The organism is Rhizobium sp. Root482 (assembly GCF_001426565.1).
Taxonomy (GTDB): Bacteria; Pseudomonadota; Alphaproteobacteria; order Rhizobiales; family Rhizobiaceae; genus Pararhizobium.
Genome location: NZ_LMFA01000003.1, coordinates 31,206 through 51,401, shown reverse-complemented (window position 1 = coordinate 51,401; position 20,196 = coordinate 31,206). Strand labels below are relative to the sequence as shown.

19 protein-coding genes are annotated in these 20,196 nt (G+C 62.2%); 9 read left to right on the top strand and 10 right to left on the bottom strand.

The annotated features are described in order from the left end of the window. Positions 1–5: 5 nt before the first annotated feature. From ASD31_RS04230 to ASD31_RS04200, 7 genes are all read right to left on the bottom strand, one after another. Entirely contained in the window at positions 6–335 is a 330-nt protein-coding gene (locus ASD31_RS04230; protein WP_056329851.1) for a formate dehydrogenase subunit delta, read from the bottom strand. Further along, on the bottom strand, positions 325–1,167 hold the full coding sequence (gene fdhD, locus ASD31_RS04225; protein WP_056329848.1) for a formate dehydrogenase accessory sulfurtransferase FdhD: 843 nt from the start codon (positions 1,165–1,167) through the stop codon (positions 325–327). Before fdhD ends, ASD31_RS04230 begins: the two co-directional genes overlap by 11 nt. A 305-nt stretch (positions 1,168–1,472) precedes the next feature. After that, positions 1,473–4,352 (bottom strand): formate dehydrogenase subunit alpha, encoded by a 2,880-nt coding sequence (gene fdhF / locus ASD31_RS04220; RefSeq protein WP_056329845.1) that lies wholly within the window; start codon positions 4,350–4,352, stop codon positions 1,473–1,475. A 177-nt stretch (positions 4,353–4,529) separates the two neighbouring features. Beyond that, positions 4,530–6,086 carry a formate dehydrogenase beta subunit gene (locus ASD31_RS04215; RefSeq protein WP_056329843.1) on the bottom strand — a complete coding sequence of 519 codons (1,557 nt, stop codon included), beginning with the start codon at positions 6,084–6,086 and terminating at the stop codon, positions 4,530–4,532. Then, positions 6,083–6,502 carry a formate dehydrogenase subunit gamma gene (locus tag ASD31_RS04210; protein ID WP_413813794.1) on the bottom strand — a complete coding sequence of 140 codons (420 nt, stop codon included), beginning with the start codon at positions 6,500–6,502 and terminating at the stop codon, positions 6,083–6,085. Before ASD31_RS04210 ends, ASD31_RS04215 begins: the two co-directional genes overlap by 4 nt. 246 nt (positions 6,503–6,748) lie before the next feature. Then, the gene (locus ASD31_RS04205) at positions 6,749–7,642 is read right to left on the bottom strand and encodes a LysR family transcriptional regulator (RefSeq protein ID WP_056329840.1); all 894 of its coding nucleotides are present in this window, start codon (positions 7,640–7,642) and stop codon (positions 6,749–6,751) included. 36 nt (positions 7,643–7,678) lie between these two features. After that, positions 7,679–8,449 (bottom strand): SDR family NAD(P)-dependent oxidoreductase, encoded by a 771-nt coding sequence (locus ASD31_RS04200; protein WP_056329838.1) that lies wholly within the window; start codon positions 8,447–8,449, stop codon positions 7,679–7,681. Between ASD31_RS04200 and ASD31_RS25770 the strand changes: the two genes are divergently transcribed. From ASD31_RS25770 to ASD31_RS04160, 9 genes are all read left to right on the top strand, one after another. Next, the gene (locus tag ASD31_RS25770) at positions 8,437–8,607 is read left to right on the top strand and encodes a hypothetical protein (protein ID WP_156392504.1); all 171 of its coding nucleotides are present in this window, start codon (positions 8,437–8,439) and stop codon (positions 8,605–8,607) included. The two genes, ASD31_RS04200 and ASD31_RS25770, sit on opposite strands and share 13 nt — an antisense overlap. Beyond that, positions 8,607–9,371 carry a DeoR/GlpR family DNA-binding transcription regulator gene (locus tag ASD31_RS04195; RefSeq protein ID WP_056330032.1) on the top strand — a complete coding sequence of 255 codons (765 nt, stop codon included), beginning with the start codon at positions 8,607–8,609 and terminating at the stop codon, positions 9,369–9,371. The genes ASD31_RS25770 and ASD31_RS04195 overlap by 1 nt, the downstream gene beginning before the upstream one ends. A gap of 126 nt (positions 9,372–9,497) precedes the next feature. Next, positions 9,498–11,015 (top strand): glycerol-3-phosphate dehydrogenase, encoded by a 1,518-nt coding sequence (gene glpD / locus ASD31_RS04190; RefSeq protein ID WP_244483757.1) that lies wholly within the window; start codon positions 9,498–9,500, stop codon positions 11,013–11,015. A 48-nt stretch (positions 11,016–11,063) separates the two neighbouring features. Continuing rightward, on the top strand, positions 11,064–12,152 hold the full coding sequence (locus ASD31_RS04185; protein ID WP_056329835.1) for an ABC transporter ATP-binding protein: 1,089 nt from the start codon (positions 11,064–11,066) through the stop codon (positions 12,150–12,152). A gap of 10 nt (positions 12,153–12,162) precedes the next feature. Further along, positions 12,163–13,251: an ABC transporter ATP-binding protein gene (locus ASD31_RS04180; protein WP_056329832.1), complete on the top strand. Its 1,089-nt coding sequence runs from the start codon at positions 12,163–12,165 to the stop codon at positions 13,249–13,251. A 2-nt stretch (positions 13,252–13,253) separates the two neighbouring features. Then, positions 13,254–14,120, top strand: a complete 867-nt coding sequence (locus tag ASD31_RS04175; protein ID WP_056329829.1) for a carbohydrate ABC transporter permease — start codon at positions 13,254–13,256, stop codon at positions 14,118–14,120. 21 nt (positions 14,121–14,141) lie between these two features. Further along, the gene (locus tag ASD31_RS04170; protein ID WP_056329827.1) at positions 14,142–14,978 is read left to right on the top strand and encodes a carbohydrate ABC transporter permease; all 837 of its coding nucleotides are present in this window, start codon (positions 14,142–14,144) and stop codon (positions 14,976–14,978) included. Beyond that, positions 14,978–15,397, top strand: a complete 420-nt coding sequence (locus ASD31_RS04165) for a DUF2160 domain-containing protein (RefSeq protein ID WP_082520404.1) — start codon at positions 14,978–14,980, stop codon at positions 15,395–15,397. Before ASD31_RS04170 ends, ASD31_RS04165 begins: the two co-directional genes overlap by 1 nt. A 74-nt stretch (positions 15,398–15,471) precedes the next feature. Then, positions 15,472–17,190, top strand: a complete 1,719-nt coding sequence (locus ASD31_RS04160) for an ABC transporter substrate-binding protein (RefSeq protein WP_056329824.1) — start codon at positions 15,472–15,474, stop codon at positions 17,188–17,190. A gap of 169 nt (positions 17,191–17,359) precedes the next feature. On the opposite strand, the gene ASD31_RS04155 is transcribed toward ASD31_RS04160, so the two are convergent. The 3 genes from ASD31_RS04155 to ASD31_RS04140 all read right to left on the bottom strand — a co-directional run bounded on the left by ASD31_RS04155 (position 17,360) and on the right by ASD31_RS04140 (position 20,179). Further along, positions 17,360–18,121 (bottom strand): sugar transferase, encoded by a 762-nt coding sequence (locus ASD31_RS04155; protein WP_082520403.1) that lies wholly within the window; start codon positions 18,119–18,121, stop codon positions 17,360–17,362. Positions 18,122–18,459: 338 nt separating this feature from the next. Next, positions 18,460–19,329: a DUF6030 family protein gene (locus ASD31_RS04150; protein ID WP_156392503.1), complete on the bottom strand. Its 870-nt coding sequence runs from the start codon at positions 19,327–19,329 to the stop codon at positions 18,460–18,462. 451 nt (positions 19,330–19,780) lie between these two features. Beyond that, a complete protein-coding gene (locus ASD31_RS04140) occupies positions 19,781–20,179 on the bottom strand; it encodes a hypothetical protein (protein WP_056329815.1) in 399 nt (132 codons plus the stop codon). Positions 20,180–20,196 lie beyond the last annotated feature (17 nt).

Genomic DNA, 20,196 nt, shown 5'->3' with positions numbered 1-20,196 from the left:
GGAGCTTATTCCGGGATGCTGGGCTCCGAAAGCGATTCGCCGGCTGCCGTTCCCTTGCCGCCGGGGGCGCCCGCGACTGCTTCTCGGCCGGTGCCGACGCCTTCAGAGCCGGAATCGGGCGGCTTGACCAGGGCGGCGGCCGACAAGACAAGGGGATCGAAACCGGCATCGCCCCTGTCGATCAGTTCGAAGAAAGCGCGGCGCATGCGCGGCTCCCAGAACTTGTTGATATGGGTGGCGACGCCCTCGGCGCGCTCGGCTTCGGGCTGGGACTTGAAGAAAACGGCGATCTGGTTCGCCATCCGCACAAGTTTGCCATTGGTATCAAGCGACATCGGCGACGGCTCCGGTTTGAATGCGATGGGGATGCGTGAAAATCTCGAAATCCGATCCGCGCACCAGCGCCACCAGCGTCATGCTGGCCTCATCGGCCGTACGGATGGCGAGCGCGGTCGGGGCGGAAATGGCAATGATGAAGGGGCTGCCGAGGACTGCGGTCTTCTGGACCATCTCGACCGAGACGCGGCTGGTGACGACAACGGCGCCGGTGGTCCCTGCATGACGGGTGCCGCCCACAGGAGCACGGGCGATGGCGCCGGCCAGCTTGTCGAGCGCATTGTGACGGCCGACATCCTCGCGCACCGCGACCAGTCCCTGGCCTGGGACATAAAAGCCGGCGCCATGGACGGCGCGGGTTTCGGCATGCAGCGACTGAAGTCCGTCAAGCAGGGCGACCGCCTCAACGACCTCCAGGGGCGACAGGCGCAGTGACGAGGCACCGACCGAGGGCGAGCGGCGCAGGGCCTCGCCGATCGATTCGATGCCGCAGAGGCCGCAACCGACCGGCCCGGCCATATGACGGCGGCGGACGGCAAGGGCTTCGTTGCGCTCGTGCTTCAGCGTGATCTGCAGGTCGATGCCCCGCTCGTCGGCGATGGGTTCGATCGCCTCGATTTCGGCGGCGTCCGCGATGATCCCTTCCGCCAGGCTGAAGCCGACGGCGAAATCTTCGAGATCGCCGGGGGTGGCCATCATCACCGCCTGGGTGCTGCCGCCATAGGAAAAGGCGATCGGCACCTCTTCCGGCACGATACGGGACCCGGCGGAAAGCCTGCCATTGCGGCGCGCGGTCTCGGGCACGGTCCGGGTAAGGGGGAAGGAGTTCATGATGCCTGCCTTCCCTTCTCCCCAGCGGGGAGAAGGTGGCGCGCAGCGCCGGATGAGGGGGGCGAAGCCAGATTGCTTGGGCGAGCTTTGATAGTCTTCCGGTCCTGCTTCAGGCGTGCCGGCAGGATAAGCGCTGACGTCAGAGTGTGCCGCGCCACCCCCTCATCCGCCCTTCGGGCACCTTCTCCCCGCTGGGGAGAAGAGGGAGCATGCCGCCCACGCCGCATCCAATCTCCGCCCTTGAGGGGGAGATGCCCCGAAGGGACAGAGAGAGGTGTTTGCGACAAATGCATCATGCCACTGCCTTACTCCGCGGCCTCCATCTTTCCCGCGATGCGGCGGGATTGGCGGGCTTGTTCGTCGTAATCGATCTGCCATTGCGACGGACCGTTTGACGGTGAGATCTGCACGGCGGTCACCTTGTATTCCGGGCAATTGGTTGCCCAGTCGGAAAAATCGGTGGTGATGACGTTCGCCTGGGTCGTCGGGTGGTGGAAGGTGGTGTAGACGACCCCCGGCGCGACGCGATCGGTAACCAGCGCCCTCAGCGTCGTATCGCCGGCGCGGCTCGACAGCCTTACCCAATCGCCATCGCGCACGCCGCGCAGTTCGGCGTCGTTCGGGTGAATCTCCAGCCGATCCTCCTCGTGCCAGACGACATTGTCGGTGCGCCGTGTCTGGGCGCCGACATTGTATTGTGAGAGGATGCGGCCGGTGGTGAGAAGCAGCGGGAAGCGCGGGCCGATCTTCTCGTCGGTCGCCACATATTCGGTGCGGATGAACTTGCCCCTGCCACGCACGAAGCCGTCGATATGCATGATCGGCGAACCGAGCGGGGCCTTTTCGTTGCACGGCCACTGCACCGAGCCCATCCTTTCCAGATAATCGTAGGACACCATGGCGAAGCTTGGCGTCGTCGCGGCGATCTCGTCCATGATCTGGCTCGGATGGGTGTAATTCCAGTCGAGACCCATGGCCCTGGCGAGGTTCTGGGTCACTTCCCAATCGGCATAGCCGTTGCGCGGGGTCATGACCCGGCGGACGCGGTTGATGCGGCGTTCGGCATTGGTGAAGGTGCCGTCCTTTTCCAGGAAGGTCGAGCCCGGGAGGAAGACATGGGCGTAGTTGGCGGTCTCGTTCAGGAACAGGTCCTGGACGACGACGCATTCCATGGCGGCAAGGCCCGCTGCGACATGCCTTGTGTCCGGGTCGGACTGCAGGATATCCTCGCCCTGGATGTAGAGCCCCTTGAAGCCGCCATCGACCGCCGCATCCAGCATGTTGTTGATACGCAGGCCAGGCTCGTTGGAAATCGTCACGCCCCACAGTTTTTCGAAGATGTCGCGGGTGGCGTCGTCGGAGATATGGCGATAGCCCGGCAGTTCATGCGGGAAGGAGCCCATGTCGCAGGAGCCCTGGACATTGTTCTGGCCACGTAGCGGGTTCACGCCGACGCCGGGGCGGCCGATATTGCCGGTGACCATGGACAGATTGGCGATCGCGATGACAGCGGTCGAGCCCTGGCTGTGCTCGGTGACGCCAAGGCCGTAATAGATCGCGCCATTGCCGCCGGTGGCATAGAGGCGGGCGGCACCGCGGATCTCCTCGGCGGGAACGCCGCACAGTGCTTCGATCGCTTCCGGGCTGTGGTGCGGCTCGGAGACGAAGGCAGCCCAGTCCTCGAATTCCGACCAGTCGCAGCGCTCGCGGATGAAGCTTTCGTTGTAAAGCCCCTCGGTAACGATCACATGGGCGAGCGCGGTCAGCAGCGCGACATTGGTGCCGGGCTTGAGCGGCAGATGATGGGCGGCCTTGACATGCGGCGAGGAGACGAGATCGATGCGGCGCGGGTCGATGACGATTAGCCTGGCGCCCTCGCGTAGCCGCTTCTTCAGCCGCGAGGCAAAGACGGGGTGGCCATCGGTCGGGTTGGCGCCGATGACGACGACGACGTCGCTGTGCTCGATGCTGTCGAAATTCTGGGTACCCGCCGAGGTGCCGAAGGTGGCGCCGAGGCCATAGCCGGTGGGCGAATGGCAGACGCGGGCGCAGGTATCGACATTGTTATTGCCGAAGCCGGCGCGGACCAGCTTCTGGACCAGATAGGTCTCTTCATTGGTGCAGCGCGACGAGGTGATGCCGCCGACCGAATCGCGGCCATATTGATATTGCAGGCGGCGGAACTCGCCGGCCGTATGGGCAAGTGCCTCTTCCCAGCTCACTTCGCGCCAGGGATCGGTGACCTTTTCGCGGATCATCGGGTTGAGGATGCGTTCCTTGTGGGTGGAATAGCCATAGGCGAAGCGGCCCTTGACGCAGGAATGGCCGCGATTGGCCTGGCCGTCCTTCCACGGCACCATGCGGATCAGTTCCTCGCCGCGCATTTCCGCCTTGAAGGAACAGCCGACGCCACAATAGGCGCAGGTGGTGACCACCGAATGTTCAGGCTGGCCGATCTCGATCACCGATTTTTCCGTCAGCGTCGCCGTCGGGCAGGCCTGGACGCAGGCGCCGCAGGAGACGCATTCGGAGGAGAGAAAATCCTCGTGCATGCCGGCCGAGACCACGCTGCCGAAGCCGCGACCTTCGATGGTCAGCGCAAAGGTGCCCTGCACCTCCTCGCAGGCGCGCACGCAGCGCGAACAGACGATGCATTTGGCGGGGTCGAAGGTGAAATAGGGATTGGATTCGTCCTTCGGCATCCATTTGGCATTGATCTCGCCATTGTTGCGGGCACGCACATGGTTTTCGCCCTCATAGCCGTAGCGCACGTCGCGCAGGCCGACGGCGCCGGCCATGTCCTGCAGTTCGCAGTCGCCATTGGCAGCGCAGGTCAGGCAATCGAGCGGATGGTCGGAGATATAAAGCTCCATCACCCCTTTGCGGATATCCTTCAGGCGGCTCGTCTGGGTATGGACGCTGATCCCCGGCGCAACGGGCGTCGTGCAGGAGGCGGGCGTGCCGTTGCGGCCGTCGATCTCGATCAGACAGAGTCGGCAGGAACCGAAGGCGTCGATCATGTCGGTGGCGCAGAGCTTCGGTATCTCGATGCCGGCCTCCATCGAGGCCCGCATGATCGAGGTGCCCTCCGGCACGGTGATCTCGCGACCATCGATGGTCAGCGTCACCAGCTTTTCCGAGCGGGCGGCGGGGGTGCCGAAGTCGATTTCAGAGACGAGGGGCATGGGTATCTCCCGAAAAACTGGATGCGATCCGCGAGGAGGCACGCCCCTCATCCGGCCTGTCGGCCACCTTCTCCCCGTAGACGGGGTGAAGGACCGGGCGGCAACCTCTGTCGTCCCCTCTCCCCGCAAGCGGGGAGAGGGCTAGGGTGAGGGGCAATTCTGTTAAAAATCGGTCCATCATTCCGCCGCCTCCACCAAGGGTGCCGGGCGGAAATCGTCGGGGAAATGGGTGACGGCGCTCATGACCGGATAGGGGGTGAAGCCGCCGAGCGCGCAGAGCGAGCCGAATTTCATCGTGTTGCAGAGGTCGGACAGCAGAGCGAGGTTCTGCTCGGGCTCGATCCCTTCGGCGACCTTGTCGATCACCTCGACGCCGCGGGTCGAGCCGATGCGGCAGGGGGTGCATTTGCCGCAGCTTTCGACGGCGCAGAATTCCATGGCGAAGCGGGCCTGTTTCAGCATGTCGGCGCTGTCGTCGAAGACTACGATGCCGGCATGGCCGATGAGACCGTCGCGGGCGGCGAAGGCTTCGTAGTCGAAGGGCGTATCGAACAGCGCCGGCGGGAAATAGGCACCGAGCGGGCCGCCGACCTGAACGGCCTTTACCGGCCGGCCCGTTGCCGTGCCGCCGCCGATCCGGTCGACGATCTCGCCGAGCGTCAGGCCGAAGGCGACCTCGTAGAGACCGCCATGCCTAACATTGCCGGCGATCTGGATGGGGATGGTGCCGCGCGAGCGGCCCATGCCGAAATCGCGGTAGTAGGCGGCGCCCTTGTCCATGATGATCGGCACGGAGGCGAGCGAGATGACATTGTTGATCACCGTCGGACGGCCGAACAGGCCCTTGTGGGCGGGAAGCGGCGGCTTGGCGCGCACGACGCCGCGCTTGCCTTCCAGGCTGTTGAGGAGTGCCGTTTCCTCGCCGCAGACATAGGCGCCGGCGCCGGTACGGATTTCGATGTCGAAGCCCCGGGCCGAGCCGAGCACGGAGGCGCCGAGAATGCCAGCGGCGCGGGCGATCCCGACGGCTTGCGTCATCGTCTCGATCGCATGCGGATATTCCGAGCGGATATAGACAAAACCCTTTGTGGCGCCGGTCGCGAGCCCGGCGATCGCCATGCCCTCGATGACGACGAAGGGGTCGCCCTCCATGATCATCCGGTCGGCAAAGGTGCCGCTATCGCCTTCGTCGGCATTGCAGACGATATATTTGCGCTCATCCGCTGTATCGAGCACGGTCTTCCATTTGATGCCGGTCGGGAAGCCGGCGCCGCCGCGGCCGCGCAGGCCGCTTTCGGTGACCTGGGCGACGACATCGGCGGGCGCCATGGCCACGGCCTTTTGCAGGCCCTTCAACCCGTCATGGGCGCGATAATCGGCCAGTGACAGCGGATCGACGATGCCGCAGCGGGCAAAGGTCAGACGCGTCTGGCTTTTCAGGAAGGGCAGGTCCTCGGTCTTTCCAAGACAGAGCGGGTGATTGCCGCCATTGGCGAGGCCGGCGTCGAGCAATGCTGCGACGTCCGACGGCCTGACCGGACCATAGGCGATCCGGCCCTCGGCAGTGTCGACCTCGATCATCGGCTCCAGCCAGTGCAGGCCGCGCGAGCCGTTGCGCACGATCGTCGCATCGAGACCGCGTGCCTCGATCTCGCTTGCGAGGCGTTCCGCCACGCGCTCGGCGCCCACCGCCAGTGCGGCCGCATCCCTCGGAACGAAAATCCTGACCGTCATGCCCGCACCTCCGCCACCAGCGCGTCGACCGCGTCGGCATCCAGTCGCCCGTGCACTGCGCCGTCGAGCATCGCGGACGGCGCGGCGGAACAGAGCCCGAGACAATAGACCGGTTCCAGCGTCACAGCGCCATCCAGCGTCGTCTGGTGGAAATCGATGCCGAGCAGGGTTTTCACGCGCTCGGCAAGGTGATCGCCGCCCATGGACTGGCAGGCTTCGGCGCGACAGAGTTTCAGCACGTGACGCCCGGCGGGGTGGTTGCGATAATCATGATAGAAGGTGACGACGCCATGGACCTCGGCGCGCGACAGGTTCAGTTCGCGGGCGATGAGCGGCAGGATTTCCTGCGGCACATGGCCAAACTCGGCCTGGATCGCGTGCAGGATCGGCAGCAGCGGCCCTTCGAGCGATTTCATTTCGCTGACGATATCGAGCGTCCGTGCGCTGATATCGAGGCTTGATATGTGCTGGTTCACCGGCAGACCTCCCGAATCTCCGCGCCATGCAACGGGCTTCCGGCGCGGGCCGTGGCCGGCACTCCTCCAGGCCATCCACCCGCTCGCCGCAGGCTTTTCCCTTGGGCCTGGCGCATGGAATGGAGCTTTGCAGCCATCAGAAGGGCGGTCAATACGCGTGTTTCGTTGAGCGATAGATTTTTTCTATCAGAACGCCTGGGTCTCGGCCAGGATGCGGGCCTCATGCAAAAGCGCCGATACCAGCGGCGTGAAAGGCTCGCGATGCGTGGCGACCAGGCCGACCGTGTGGCGGGCATCCGGCTCGACGATCGGTATCAGCTTGACTTCGTTGTGAAAACCAAATGATTTCCCGACGTTATAGGGCATGATGCTGGCCCAGTGGCCGGTGCGGATATGCGAGAAAAGCACGATCATCGAATTGGATTCGAGCGTCGGTGCGACTGTCACGCCGGCTTCCGCGAAATGCTGGTTGATGATCCTGCGGTTCTGCATGTCGGCCATCAATAGACAAAGCCGAACACTGCCGACTTCCTTCCAGGTGACGCTTTCGCGTTCCGCCAGTTCGGTGCCGACAGCCGTCACCAGATGGTAGCGCTCGACCTGCAGGGGCACGCTGGTGACCCGGCCGAGTGGCTCGTTCTCCAGATAGGTGAGGCCGGCGTCGATCTCGAGATTTTCCAAGAGGCCGAGGATTTTCAGCGAGGTGGTGGACAGGACGGAGAAGGTCACTTCAGGGTGCTTTTCCTGGAAAGGCGCCGTCAGGCGCGGCACCATGGCGAGCGTCGTCGGCACCGCCGCCAGCCGGATATGGCCGACCAGGCCGCGCCGGGCGGCGCGCATCTCCTCGCGCATGGTGCGGGTATCGCCGACGATGCGGCGCGCCCATTCGAGCACGCGCTGGCCTTCCGGCGTCAGCCCCTGGTAGCGCGAGCCGCGGCTGACCAGCATGACGCCGAGCTGGTCCTCCAGCTGCCGGATCGCCGCCGAAAGCGTCGGCTGGGTAATGCCGCATTGTTCGGCGGCGCGGCCGAAATGCCGCTCCTGGGCAAGTGCGATGAAGAATTCAAGCTTGTCGATCACTTGGGCGCCCTCCCGGTCGTCACCCTGCCAGGCATGTCAGCAGATCAATTGCCCGCCGTTCACTTCCAGCACCTGTCCGGTGATGTAGCCGGAGAGCGCGTCCGAAGCGAGAAACAAATAGGCCGGCGCGCAATCCTGTGCGGTGCCGAGCCTCTGCAGCGGGATGGATTTGCGGGTGGCCTCCAGTTTTTCGGGGGAGGAATAGCGATCGTGGAAATCGGTGGCGATGGTGCCGGGGGAGACACAATTGACCCTTATGCCTTCGGGCGCCAGTTCGCGGGCAAGCGCCTTCGAATAGGTGGAGACGAAGGCCTTGGTGGCCGAATAGATCGACGAGCCGGGACTGCCGCCGGTCACTGCCGAGATCGAGACGGTGTTGACGATAGCCGGGTTCTGGCCGCGCCGCAGCAGCGGCAGCAGCGCCCGGGTGGTCTGGACGACCGAGGTCTGGTTCAGCCGCACCACCGTTTCATATTGCTGGTCGGTCAGTTCGGCTGCCGGATAGCGGCCGAACATGGTGCCGGCATTGTTGACGAGCACATCGACCGCCTCGAAGGCCGTGGCGATGTCGGAGGCGAGCGTTTCGACGCCGCCTTCGGCCAGGAAGTCCGCATGGGAAAGAAAGGCGCGGCCTTCGGCAAGGGGGGCCTCGAGAAAATCCGGCAGGGCGGCTTGCGGCGCCCGCCCGCCATGCAGGAAGACGGTTGCGCCGCAGGCAAGAAACTGCCGCGCCACTTCCAGCCCGATGCCACGGCCGGCGCCGGTGACGACGATCTTCCTGTCCCTGAACGATGATGGGTGAAACATTCCCTACCTCCCGGCAGCCCATGGCCGCTTTGTCACTGTCGGTCGCCGCCGCATTTTTCCCGCGTTCATTTGCGGCAGCGATCCGTGTTTATGAATTTGCCTTGCTTTCGTTTTCGCATATTATGAAGAAAAACGAAACCAAGAGGGAAAGACATTGATCTATCTGACCGGCCGCCAATCGGAAATCCTCGAGCTTGCCAAGACGGAAGGCCGGGTTCTCGTCGACGAACTGGCGGCCCGCTTTTCGGTGACGCCGCAGACCATCCGCAAGGATCTGAACGACCTGTGCGACGGCCGGGCGCTGACGCGCATTCATGGCGGCGCGATCTTTCCGCGCGGCAATGAGAATGTGAAATACGAGGCGCGCCGGTCGATCGCCGCCCTAGAAAAACAGGCGATCGGGCAGGCCGCGGCCGCCATGATCCCCAATAATTCTTCGCTGTTCATCAATATCGGCACCACCACGGAAGCCGTTGGCGAGGCGCTTCTCGATCATACCGAACTGATGGTGATTACCAATAATATCAATGTCGCCAATCGGTTGCGGGTCTTCCCCTCGATCGAGGTGGTGATCGCCGGCGGCGTGGTTCGCGGCGCGGACGGCGGCATCGTCGGCGAGGCGGCGGTGGATTTCATTCGCCAGTTCAAGGTGGATTACGCCGTCATCGGCGCCTCGGCGATCGATCATGACGGTGCGCTGCTCGATTTCGACTATCGCGAAGTGAAGGTGGCGCAGGCGATCATCGCCAATGCCCGTCATGTGATCCTGGTCTCCGATTCCACCAAATTCGAACGCACGGCGCCGGTCCGGATCGGCCATATCACCCAGGTTCACAGCTTCATTACCGATCGCTGTCCGGTCGAAAATGTGCGGACGATCTGCCAGGAGCAGGATGTCCGGCTGATCGAGACGGCCGTTTGAAGTGGACCGGTTTTTCGCTTCCAGCTTTCTTAAAACATTCATTTGACATTCGAAATATTTTCGTTTTAATTATTTTGGCTTTCGCAAATGCGCAGGATTGTGCATTGCGAAATGGGAGGGGAAGCAGTGCCTACGCAGGACGTAATCGACATCTTCGTGATCGGTGGCGGCATCAATGGATGCGGCATCGCAAGGGATGCCGTCGGCCGCGGATATTCGGTGGCGCTGGCCGAAATGGACGATTTCGCTTCCGGTACGTCCTCGCGCGCTACCAAGCTCATCCATGGCGGATTGCGCTATCTCGAACATTACGAATTCCGGCTGGTGCGCGAATCGCTGATGGAGCGTGAAGTGCTCTGGGCGATGGCGCCGCACATCATCTGGCCGATGCGCTTCGTACTGCCTTTCCACAAGGGCGGCATTCGTCCGGCCTGGCTGATCCGGCTCGGCCTCTTCCTCTATGACCATATCGGCGGCCGCAAGCTCCTGCCGCCCACCCGCACGCTCGACATGCGCCGCGATCCCGCCGCCAGGCCGCTGAAGGCTTTGTTCACCAAGGCCTTCGAATATTCCGACGGCTGGGTGGATGATGCCCGCCTCGTCATCCTCAACGCCCGCGACGCCGCCTTGAAGGGCGCGCGCGTCATGACCCGCGCCAAGGTCCTGTCGGCGGAGCGTGAAGGTGATCTCTGGTTGGTGAAGGTCGAGGATGTCGCGACCGGCACTGTCAGCCTGTTTCGGGCGCGCATGCTGGTCAATGCCGCCGGCCCCTGGGTGGACGTGGTCCTGTCCCATGCGGTGCGCAAGAACAATGTTCATAATGTGCGGCTGGTGCAGGGCAGCCATATCGTCGTGAGGAAGAAATTCGAGGGCGAGCGCGCCTATTTCTTCCAGAATCCCGACAATCGCATCATCTTCGCCATTCCCTACGAGACGGATTTCACTCTGATCGGCACGACCGACAGGGATTTCACCGGCGATCCCAAGGATATCCAGATCACCGAAGGGGAGATCGACTATCTCTGCGCCGCTGCAAGCGAATATTTCGCCGAGCCGGTGACGCGTGACGATGTGGTCTGGACCTATTCGGGCGTGCGGCCGCTGTTCGACGACGGCGCCTCCAAGGCGCAGGAAGCCACGCGCGACTATGTGCTGAAGGTGGATGGCGATGGCGGCGAGGCGCCGCTGCTCAACGTCTTCGGCGGCAAGCTGACCACCTATCGCCGGCTGGCCGAGCATGCGCTGGAAAAGATCGCCGGCGTGATCGGCGGCAAGGGTCAGCCCTGGACGGCGAAAAGCGTGTTGCCGGGCGGCGATTTTCCGGCCACCGGCTACGACGCCGAAGTGTCGAAGCTGACGTCTCGCTATCCGTTTCTTGCCGACCGCCATGCGCGCCGGCTGGTCAGGCTCTACGGGACACTCGCCGCCGAGTTGCTAGGTGGTGCCGTCAAGGTCGAGGATCTGGGGCGGCATTTCGGCGCTGATCTCTACGAGCGCGAAGTGCAGTGGCTGATCGGCCAGGAATGGGCGCGCCGCGCCGAGGACATTCTGTGGCGGCGCACCAAGCTCGGACTGACATTGACCCAGGCAGAGGCTGCCGGGTTGGAGGATTATATGCGGGAGACCATCCGCAACGTCGCCTGAGGGCAGCGCCCGCGTGGCGCCGCCGATGGCTGGGAGGAAGCCTTAGGAATGCTTGAACTGAAAAACATAACCAAGGTGGTCGGTGCGGAAACGCATATCTATCCGACCGATCTTGTGCTGCAGCGGGGCTCGCTCAATGTGCTTCTCGGCCCGACGCTGTCGGGCAAGACGTCGTTGATGCGGCTGATGGCTGGTCTCGACAGGCCGACGACCGGCACCATCATTTTCGATGGCAAGGATGTGACCGGCGTGCGCGTGCAGGATCGCTCGGTCGCCATGGTCTACCAGCAGTTCATCAATTATCCGGCGATGACGGTCTACGAGAATATCGCTTCACCGATGCGTATTTCCGGCAAGGACAAGGCGACGATCGATCGCGAGGTTCGCAAGGCCGCCGAACTGATGAAGCTGACGCCCTATCTGGAGCGCTTGCCGCTCAACCTGTCGGGCGGCCAGCAACAGCGCACGGCGCTCGCCCGCGCCATCGTCAAGAATGCAAGCCTGGTCTTGCTCGACGAGCCGCTCGCCAATCTCGATTACAAGCTGCGCGAGGAACTGCGCGAGGAACTGCCCAAGCTCTTTGCCGCCGCCGGCTCGATCTTCGTCTATGCAACGACGGAGCCGACCGAGGCGCTGCTGCTCGGCGGGCATACGGCGACCATGAACCGGGGCCGCATCAGCCAGTTCGGGCCGACCATTTCGGTTTATCGCAAACCGGCCGATATCGTCACCGCCCAGACCTTCGCCGACCCGCCGCTCAACACGATCGATCTGGTGAAATCGGGCAACGGTTTCGAGCGGGAAGGCGTTGCCGTGCTTCCGGTGCCCTCGCATCTGTCGGCGCTTGCCGACGGGCCGTACACGGTCGCCTTCCATCCGCATCATCTGTCGCTTGCCAGCCCGCATGCGACGGCGGCAATGCTCAAGGCGCGGGTCAATATTTCCGAAATCGCCGGATCGGAAAGCTTCATCCATGTCGATTGCGCCGGGACGCGCTGGGTCATGCTCGAGCATGGGATCCACGATCTCGACGAGAATACCGCCATCGACCTGTTCGTCGATACCCGCCACCTGATGGTCTTTTCCGCCGATGGGCGAGCGATCGGTCATGACGGCCCGGCCGGGCAGGGGGCGTGAGGAGAAAACCATGGCACGCATCGATCTCGACCATATCCGCCATGCCTACGGGCCGAACCCGACATCGCCTTCGGATTATTCGCTGAAGGAGGTTCATCACGAATGGAACGATGGCGGCGCCTATGCACTGCTCGGTCCGTCCGGCTGCGGCAAGACCACGCTTCTCAATATCATTTCCGGGCTGTTGCAGCCCTCGGAAGGCCGTATCCTGTTCGACGGCAAGGACGTTACCAACCTGTCGACGCAGGAGCGCAACATCGCCCAGGTGTTCCAGTTCCCGGTCATCTACGACACGATGACGGTCTATGACAATCTGGCCTTTCCGCTGCGCAACCGCCGTGTTCCGGAAACCGAAGTCGATCGCCGGGTCAAGGAAATCCTCGAGATGATCGGGCTTTCCGACCGGGCGAAGAAAAAGGCGCAAGGGCTGACGGCCGACCAGAAGCAGAAGATCTCGCTCGGCCGCGGCCTGGTGCGCTCCGATGTCAGCGCCATCCTGTTCGACGAACCGCTGACCGTCATCGATCCGCATATGAAATGGGTGCTGCGCTCGCAGTTGAAGCGGCTGCACCGGCAGTTCGGCTTTACCATGGTCTATGTCACCCACGACCAGACCGAGGCGCTCACCTTCGCCGACAAGGTCGTCGTCATGTATGACGGCGAGATCGTCCAGATCGGGACGCCGGCCGAGCTTTTCGAGCGGCCGAAACATACATTCGTCGGCTATTTCATCGGTTCGCCGGGCATGAACGTGCTGCCGGCCAGGATCGATGGCTCCTCGGTCGATCTCGACGGCGAGAAGATCGCCTTGTCCTTTGCGCCGAAATTTACAGCCGGAGCCAAGACCGAGCTCGGCATTCGCCCCGAATTCATCAGGATCGGCCGCGAGGGCATGCCGGTGACGGTTTCCAAGGTCGAGGATATCGGCCGGCAGAAGATCGTGCGGGCGTCCTTTGCTGGCCAGCCGATCGCCATCGTCCTGCACGAGGACGGCGAAATCCCGGCGGAACCGAGGATCAGTTTCGATCCCGCGGCCATCAATATCTACGCCGACAGCTGGCGCGTGGCAGATTCCTTGCCGGCAGGAGGGGAGGCCTGATCATGGAAAAGACCTGGAACAACAAGGCCTGGTTCATGGTCCTGCCGGTGCTGGTGCTGGTCGCCTTTTCGGCGGTGATCCCGCTGATGACCGTCGTCAATTACTCGGTTCAGGATACGTTCGGCAACAACCAGTTCTTCTGGGCGGGAACCAGCTGGTTCAGCGACGTCCTGGAGTCGGATCGCTTCTGGGACGCGCTCACCCGCAACCTGGCCTTCTCCGCCATCATCCTTGCCATCGAGATTCCGCTCGGCATCCTGATTGCGCTGAACATGCCGAAAAAGGGGCTCGGGGTTCCGGTCTGCCTCGTCCTGATGTCGCTGCCGCTGCTCATTCCGTGGAATGTGGTCGGCACGATCTGGCAGGTTTTCGGGCGCGTCGATATCGGCCTGCTCGGCTATACGCTGGCGGCGCTCGGCATCAACTACAACTATGTCAACAATGTCTTCGATGCCTGGGTGACGCTGATCGTCATGGATGTCTGGCACTGGACGAGCCTCGTCGTGCTGCTCTGCTATGCCGGCCTCGTCTCGATCCCGGATGCCTATTACCAGGCCGCCAAGATCGACGGCGCCTCGCGCTGGTCGGTGTTTCGCTATATCCAGCTGCCGAAGATGAAGCGCGTCCTCCTGATCGCCTTCCTCCTGCGCTTCATGGACAGTTTCATGATCTACACCGAGCCCTTCGTCGTCACCGGCGGCGGCCCCGGCAATTCCACCACATTCCTGTCGATCGATCTCGTCAAGATGGCCATCGGCCAGTTCGACCTCGGCCCGGCGGCGGCACTTTCGCTCATCTACTTCCTGATCATCCTGTTGCTCTCATGGATCTTCTACACCGTGATGACCAATAGTGATGCGAAGACCTGACGGCCGGAGGGAGGAAAAGCAATGACCACCGCAACACAATCTGCACCCCTTTCATCCACCCGCAGCCTCTCCTGGCTCGTGCCGACGATCTATATCCTCTTCCTGCTCCTGCCGATCTACTGGCTGGTGAATATGAGCTTCAAGACGAACACCGAGATCACCGGCGCCTTCTCGCTCTATCCGCACGATCCGACGCTGGCCAACTACGCCGTGATCTTCACCGATCCGTCCTGGTACAAGGGCTATATCAACTCAATCATCTATGTGGTGATGAACACGGTCATCTCTGTTTCGGTGGCGCTGCCGGCGGCCTATGCCTTTTCGCGCTACCGGTTCCTCGGCGACAAGCACCTGTTCTTCTGGCTTCTGACCAACCGCATGGCACCGCCGGCGGTCTTCGCGCTGCCCTTCTTCCAGCTCTATTCGGCCTTCGGCCTGATCGACACGCATATTGCCGTGGCGCTTGCGCACTGCCTGTTCAACGTGCCGCTGGCGGTCTGGATCCTCGAGGGCTTCATGTCGGGCGTGCCGAAGGAAATCGACGAGACCGCCTATATCGACGGCTATTCCTTCCCGCGCTTCTTCGTGCGTATCTATATTCCGCTGATTGCCAGCGGCATCGGGGTCGCGGCCTTCTTCTGCTTCATGTTTTCCTGGGTCGAGCTTCTGATCGCCCGGACGCTGACCACCACCGACGCCAAGCCGATCGCGGCCATCATGACGCGCACGGTCTCGGCCTCGGGCATGGACTGGGGCGTGCTGGCGGCGGCCGGCGTGCTCACCATCATCCCGGGCGCGATCGTCATCTATTTCGTCCGCAACTACATTGCCAAGGGCTTTGCCCTGGGGAGGGTCTGATGGCTGCCTTGCCGAACCGCAACAATCGCTGGCCGGTGGCGCTGGTCGCCGTCCTCGTCGTCTATCTCGTCGTGGCCTGGGCGCTCTTCATGATGCTTCCGGTCAAGGACGGCGTGCGCGACTGGTTCTCGACGCTGGTTGACGGGGGGTGGATGGCTTGGTCCTTTCCGACCGCCATGTTCTTCCTGACGATCTTTGCGCTTCTCTCGCTGATGGCGGTCTGGGAATATGCCTCGCCCGGCGGCAATCCGCGTGTCGGCATCCTGCGCTTCGAGACGACGCGCGGCGACCGCCTGTTCATTTCGCTGCTCGGCAGCGCCTTCATTCATCTCGCATGGTTGGGGCTTGTCGGCCCCAATGTGTGGTGGGCTCTTGCGCTTTCCATCCTGTACGCCATCGGCGTTTTCAAGCTGGTTTGAGGCAAGATTACTGAAACGGACTGCCGGGGAGGCAATCCGCCATTGCAATCGCAAACCTTTAAGGGAGGACTATAATGCGACGGCATCTTCTAACATCGACGGCAGTCATGCTGCTGGCCTTTACCGGCTCCGCATTCGCGGGCATGGACGAGGCCAAGCAGTTCCTCGACAAGGAAATCGGGGACATGTCGACGCTTGACCGCGCCGGCCAGGAAGCGGAAATGCAGTGGTTCATCGATGCGGCGAAGCCTTTCGCCGGCATGGATATCAAGGTGGTCTCCGAAACCATCACCACGCATGAATACGAGTCCAAGGTGCTGGCGCCCGCCTTCACGGCGATCACCGGCATCAAGATCACCCATGACCTGATCGGCGAAGGCGACGTCGTCGAAAAGCTGCAGACGCAGATGCAGTCGGGCGAGAACGTCTACGACGCCTATGTCAACGACTCGGACCTGATCGGCACCCATTGGCGCTACCAGCAGGCCCGTTCGCTGACCAAATGGATGGAAAACGAAGGCAAGGACGTGACCAATCCCGGTCTCGATCTCGCCGACTTCATCGGCACCAAGTTCACCACCGCTCCGGACGGCGATCTCTACCAGCTGCCCGACCAGCAGTTCGCGAACCTTTACTGGTTCCGGTATGACTGGTTCAACGACGAGAAGAACAAGGCGGACTTCAAGGCGAAGTACGGCTACGATCTCGGCGTTCCGGTCAACTGGTCGGCCTACGAGGACATTGCCGAATTCTTCACCGGTCGCGAAATCGACGGCAAGAAGGTCTATGGTCACATGGACTACGGCAAGAAGGACCCGTCGCTCGGCTGGCGCTTCACCGATGCCTGGCTGTCGATGGCCGGCAATGGCGACAAGGGCCTGCCGAACGGCCTTCCGGTCGACGAATGGGGCATCAAGGTCAACGAGAAGTCCCAGCCGGTCGGTTCCTGCGTTGCCCGCGGCGGCGACACCAACGGCCCGGCATCGGTCTATGCCATCCAGAAATATCTCGATTGGCTGAAGGCCTATGCACCGGCGTCCGCCCAGGGCATGACCTTCTCGGAATCCGGTCCGGTTCCCTCGCAAGGCGAAATCGCCCAGCAGATGTTCACCTATACGGCCTTCACCGCCGACTTCGTGAAAGAGGGCCTGCCGGTCGTGAACGAGGACGGTACTCCGAAATGGCGTTTCGCTCCGAGCCCGCACGGCGTTTACTGGAAGGAAGGCATGAAGCTCGGCTATCAGGACGTGGGTTCCTGGACGCTGCTCAAGTCCACGCCGGACGACCGCGCCAAGGCCGCCTGGCTCTATGCGCAGTTCGTCACCTCGAAGACCGTGGATGTGAAGAAGAGCCATGTCGGCCTGACGCTGATCCGCGAATCGACGGTCCAGCACAAGAGCTTCACGGACCGCGCGCCGAAGCTCGGTGGCCTGATCGAGTTCTACCGTTCGCCGGCCCGCGTTCAGTGGTCGCCGACCGGCACCAACATCCCCGACTATCCGAAACTGGCCCAGCTTTGGTGGCAGGCGATCGGTGATGCTTCCTCAGGCGCGAAAACCGCCCAGGAAGCCATGGACTCGCTCTGCGCCGAGCAGGAAAAGGTTCTGGAGCGTCTGGAACGTGCTGGTGTCCAGGGCGAAATGGGTCCGAAGCTCGCCGAGGAACACGATCTCGAATACTGGAACGCGGACGCCGTCAAGGCCGGCAATCTCGCACCCCAGTTGAAGATCGAGAATGAAAAAGAAAAGCCCCAGACCGTCAATTACGACGAACTGGTCAAGAGCTGGCAATAAAAGCAACCCGGCGCGCCGCATAACCGCGTGGCGCGCCGGGTTTCAACGACGGTGCAGCGCCGGCGTTCCAAAACGAAAACCGCCCGTGGAGAGATCCGCGGGCGGTTCTTTTTTGTCAGTCATCGCTGCAAAAGCGGGATGTTTGTGATGCGCTGCCGGCATCGTCCCCTCAGAGGCCGGTGCCGCCCTTCAATTCGTTGATGACGGTGCGCAGGATGATCTTCATGTCGAGAAGCAGCGAGAAATTGCGGACATATTCGACATCGCAGACGATGCGGCGGATCGCCATCCAGCGATGGCCGGTCGGGCCACGCAGCCCGCGCGCCTGGGCAAGGCCGGTGAGCCCCGGCCGCATCAGGTGGCGGTATTCGTAGCCCTGCACAAGTTCGCAATAGCTGCGGCCTGCGGCCAGCATGTCGGGCACGTGCGGACGCGGCCCGACGAGCGACATATCGCCGACCAGCACGTTCCACAATTGCGGCAGTTCGTCGAGATTGGTCCGGCGCAGGATGCGTCCCAGAGGTGTGATGCGGGGATCCTTGTCGGTCGTCTGGCACAGGCCGCTATTGTCGCAGAGATCGGTGTACATCGAGCGGAATTTCAAGATCTCGAAGGGCGCCTCGTTGAGACCGGTGCGGACCTGGCGGAAGAAGACGGGCCCCCTGCTTTCGAACTTGATCAGAAAGGCAATGAACAGCAGGACAGGCGACAGGACGAGAAGGCCGAAGAAGGCGCCGGACATATCCACACCGCGCTTGAGCTTCAACTGGATGGGAAGGGCGGGGGCTTCTGCCGGATTGATGTAGAAATTCGTTTCGTCGGCCCGACGGTCCCTGCCTGGCGGGGAAAGGTTATCGTTGAGGGTTCTGATCGGCCCGTTCTTGCCGCTTCCGGCAACCGTCGGCCGGTGCCAAATCACTTTCTCGGTCATTCTTCAAATACTCCCGACACTATAACAAAATGCAGGCCTGCCCATCCAAACCATGGCAAGCATCATTATTATCTGGAGAATTCGGCCACAGGCCTCTTCCCGGAAAATCATATTTTTCCGCCGCCGGACAATTTTATTGTTCTGGTCGCTGCCCGTGGGCGGGTGTCTTTAAAAATTTCTTTGGTTCAAAAGCATTTTTTAGTGATTAATGATTTATTAAAGATAATCGACTTTGGCAAGCTGCATCAGCGCCCAGTTTTTTCTTGTGGTTAATCCGGCCGTGTCCCGAATGGTTCATTTTTGGGCAGGTTGCCGAAGGGCTACCCCAGCAGGCGCCGTCAGGGCGCGGAACCGGGTGGGGGCGCCAGGGACCAGCCGTCCGGATTCTCGCCGGCCATCATGCCGTCCACCATCGGCACGCCGTCGCTATCGGTCAGTGGAAACCATCTGGTCCGGTCGAAGAACCAGTCGGCCGGGGTCTTGCCGCGGGGCTTTTCGATCTGGTTGGCCAGGAAATTATAGCGCGGCGTGTCGCCGAATTCCCTCTTGAACTGGATGCGGCTACCGAAACTGCTGATGTCGAAAGCCTTGAGCGCGTGGATTTTTCCGATGATGTCGCTCGAATTTTCCCAGCGCACCTGCTGCAGAAAGATATTGGCGGCTTTTCCGGCGAGGTCGACGACCTTGATCGTATCGGCCGTGTTTTCGATATTGAGCTTGACGCGAAATGAAGTGACGCGATCCTCTTCGTCGCCCTTGATGAAGATAAACACAGAGGATTGGGTGTCCGGCTCTTCACCGATGTCGATGAAGGACGAACATTCCCATTTCTCCCTGTCGGCCCGGCTGACCGTCCAATCCAGTTCGCCGAAGCCGCCATCGGCCAGCCGCTCGCACAGTTTCTCCGGGTCGCTGCGGATTCGCCGGATGAAATTCTGCTCGGGGGCCTTGAGGTCGGCAAAGAGATGAGTGGGTGAGACAAAGTGCGCCGGCGGCAGGCGGACCCCTCTGCTGCGGGTGATCTTCACCTCGTCCGCCGGCGGCCGGCTTTTCGCCGGAACGATGGAATAGCCGAGCGAGGCAAGCAGGCGGTCGAGGTTTTGGTGGTCGCGGGCAAGCAGCACGGTGGCGAGGATCGCCGCGAAGACCAGTCCGACGGCGGCAAGAAAAAATGCCTTTCCGGACCGATGCCTCCGCTCATCCTTCATGCCAAAACCCAAATTGCGCGGCTCCCCATCGGACTTTTCCCCTGCCTGGGACCGATTGCGCCGTGGTCCGTTTCATTTTGCGTCGATCCCGCAGCTGCTTCCGGCCTCCACCGGAAGGCCTGCGCGCCGGTCTCGCCAGGCTGCAAAGACGATATAGCCGACAAGTGCCGGCCAAAACAGGCACAAAGCCAGCCCCAGCAGCCGCATTCCGTCCCAATTCCCGCCCGCAGCCTTACCCTCGCGATAGGTCCTGTCGAGGAAAACCAAAGCTATCAAGGTATAAATCGAAAGAAGCGGATTTGGCCAGGCCATGATCAGTTCGCCATATCATGGCCGTTCAGGGTGGCTTCTACGGGAGGTGCTGTTCCTGTTCGCCCCGTGGCCAAGCGGAGCTTGCGTCGGAATAGCTCCGCCCGTTGCCGAACCGTCGGATGAGGGTGCTCGAAGGCGACTATTGCGCGGCGGCCGGACGGGCGGCGACAGTTTCGCTGCTGAAGACGATCATCGCAAACATCAGCACGCCGGCGGCCGTGATCAACGAGGCGATCGCCACGACCGGCTCCATGGCAGGATTGCCCGTCAGCATGAGATAGAGCGCCGGTACCATCAGGGTGACGCCGGCCGTATAGACCACATACTGGATCAAGGCGATCCGTCGTTCCGCCTTGGCGGGGTTCAGTGCGTGATAGATGCCGAAAATGGCCATGGTCGCCCAACCCAGAAGATTGGCATGAGCATGGGCGCCGATCGCGCTGTGATCATGTGAGATCGCCATGGTGAGGCCCATGGCAATGCCGACGATCAGAAAAATGATGGCGGTGCGAAAATAGAGCTGTGCGACGCGCGGCATTGTATCCCCCTCGATCC

What these genes read in the sequence shown, in the direction of transcription:
- ASD31_RS04230 (WP_056329851.1), bottom strand. Translation starts at nt 335, where the DNA reads ATGTCGCTTGATACCAATGGCAAACTTGTGCGGATGGCGAACCAGATC.
- fdhD (WP_056329848.1), bottom strand. Translation starts at nt 1,167, where the DNA reads ATGAACTCCTTCCCCCTTACCCGGACCGTGCCCGAGACCGCGCGCCGC.
- fdhF (WP_056329845.1), bottom strand. Translation starts at nt 4,352, where the DNA reads ATGCCCCTCGTCTCTGAAATCGACTTCGGCACCCCCGCCGCCCGCTCG.
- ASD31_RS04215 (WP_056329843.1), bottom strand. Translation starts at nt 6,086, where the DNA reads ATGACGGTCAGGATTTTCGTTCCGAGGGATGCGGCCGCACTGGCGGTG.
- ASD31_RS04210 (WP_413813794.1), bottom strand. Translation starts at nt 6,502, where the DNA reads ATGAAATCGCTCGAAGGGCCGCTGCTGCCGATCCTGCACGCGATCCAG.
- ASD31_RS25770 (WP_156392504.1), top strand. Translation starts at nt 8,437, where the DNA reads ATGGGTGAAACATTCCCTACCTCCCGGCAGCCCATGGCCGCTTTGTCA.
- ASD31_RS04200 (WP_056329838.1), bottom strand. Translation starts at nt 8,449, where the DNA reads ATGTTTCACCCATCATCGTTCAGGGACAGGAAGATCGTCGTCACCGGC.
- ASD31_RS04185 (WP_056329835.1), top strand. Translation starts at nt 11,064, where the DNA reads ATGCTTGAACTGAAAAACATAACCAAGGTGGTCGGTGCGGAAACGCAT.
- ASD31_RS04180 (WP_056329832.1), top strand. Translation starts at nt 12,163, where the DNA reads ATGGCACGCATCGATCTCGACCATATCCGCCATGCCTACGGGCCGAAC.
- ASD31_RS04175 (WP_056329829.1), top strand. Translation starts at nt 13,254, where the DNA reads ATGGAAAAGACCTGGAACAACAAGGCCTGGTTCATGGTCCTGCCGGTG.
- ASD31_RS04170 (WP_056329827.1), top strand. Translation starts at nt 14,142, where the DNA reads ATGACCACCGCAACACAATCTGCACCCCTTTCATCCACCCGCAGCCTC.
- ASD31_RS04165 (WP_082520404.1), top strand. Translation starts at nt 14,978, where the DNA reads ATGGCTGCCTTGCCGAACCGCAACAATCGCTGGCCGGTGGCGCTGGTC.
- ASD31_RS04160 (WP_056329824.1), top strand. Translation starts at nt 15,472, where the DNA reads ATGCGACGGCATCTTCTAACATCGACGGCAGTCATGCTGCTGGCCTTT.
- ASD31_RS04155 (WP_082520403.1), bottom strand. Translation starts at nt 18,121, where the DNA reads ATGACCGAGAAAGTGATTTGGCACCGGCCGACGGTTGCCGGAAGCGGC.
- ASD31_RS04150 (WP_156392503.1), bottom strand. Translation starts at nt 19,329, where the DNA reads ATGAAGGATGAGCGGAGGCATCGGTCCGGAAAGGCATTTTTTCTTGCC.
- ASD31_RS04140 (WP_056329815.1), bottom strand. Translation starts at nt 20,179, where the DNA reads ATGCCGCGCGTCGCACAGCTCTATTTTCGCACCGCCATCATTTTTCTG.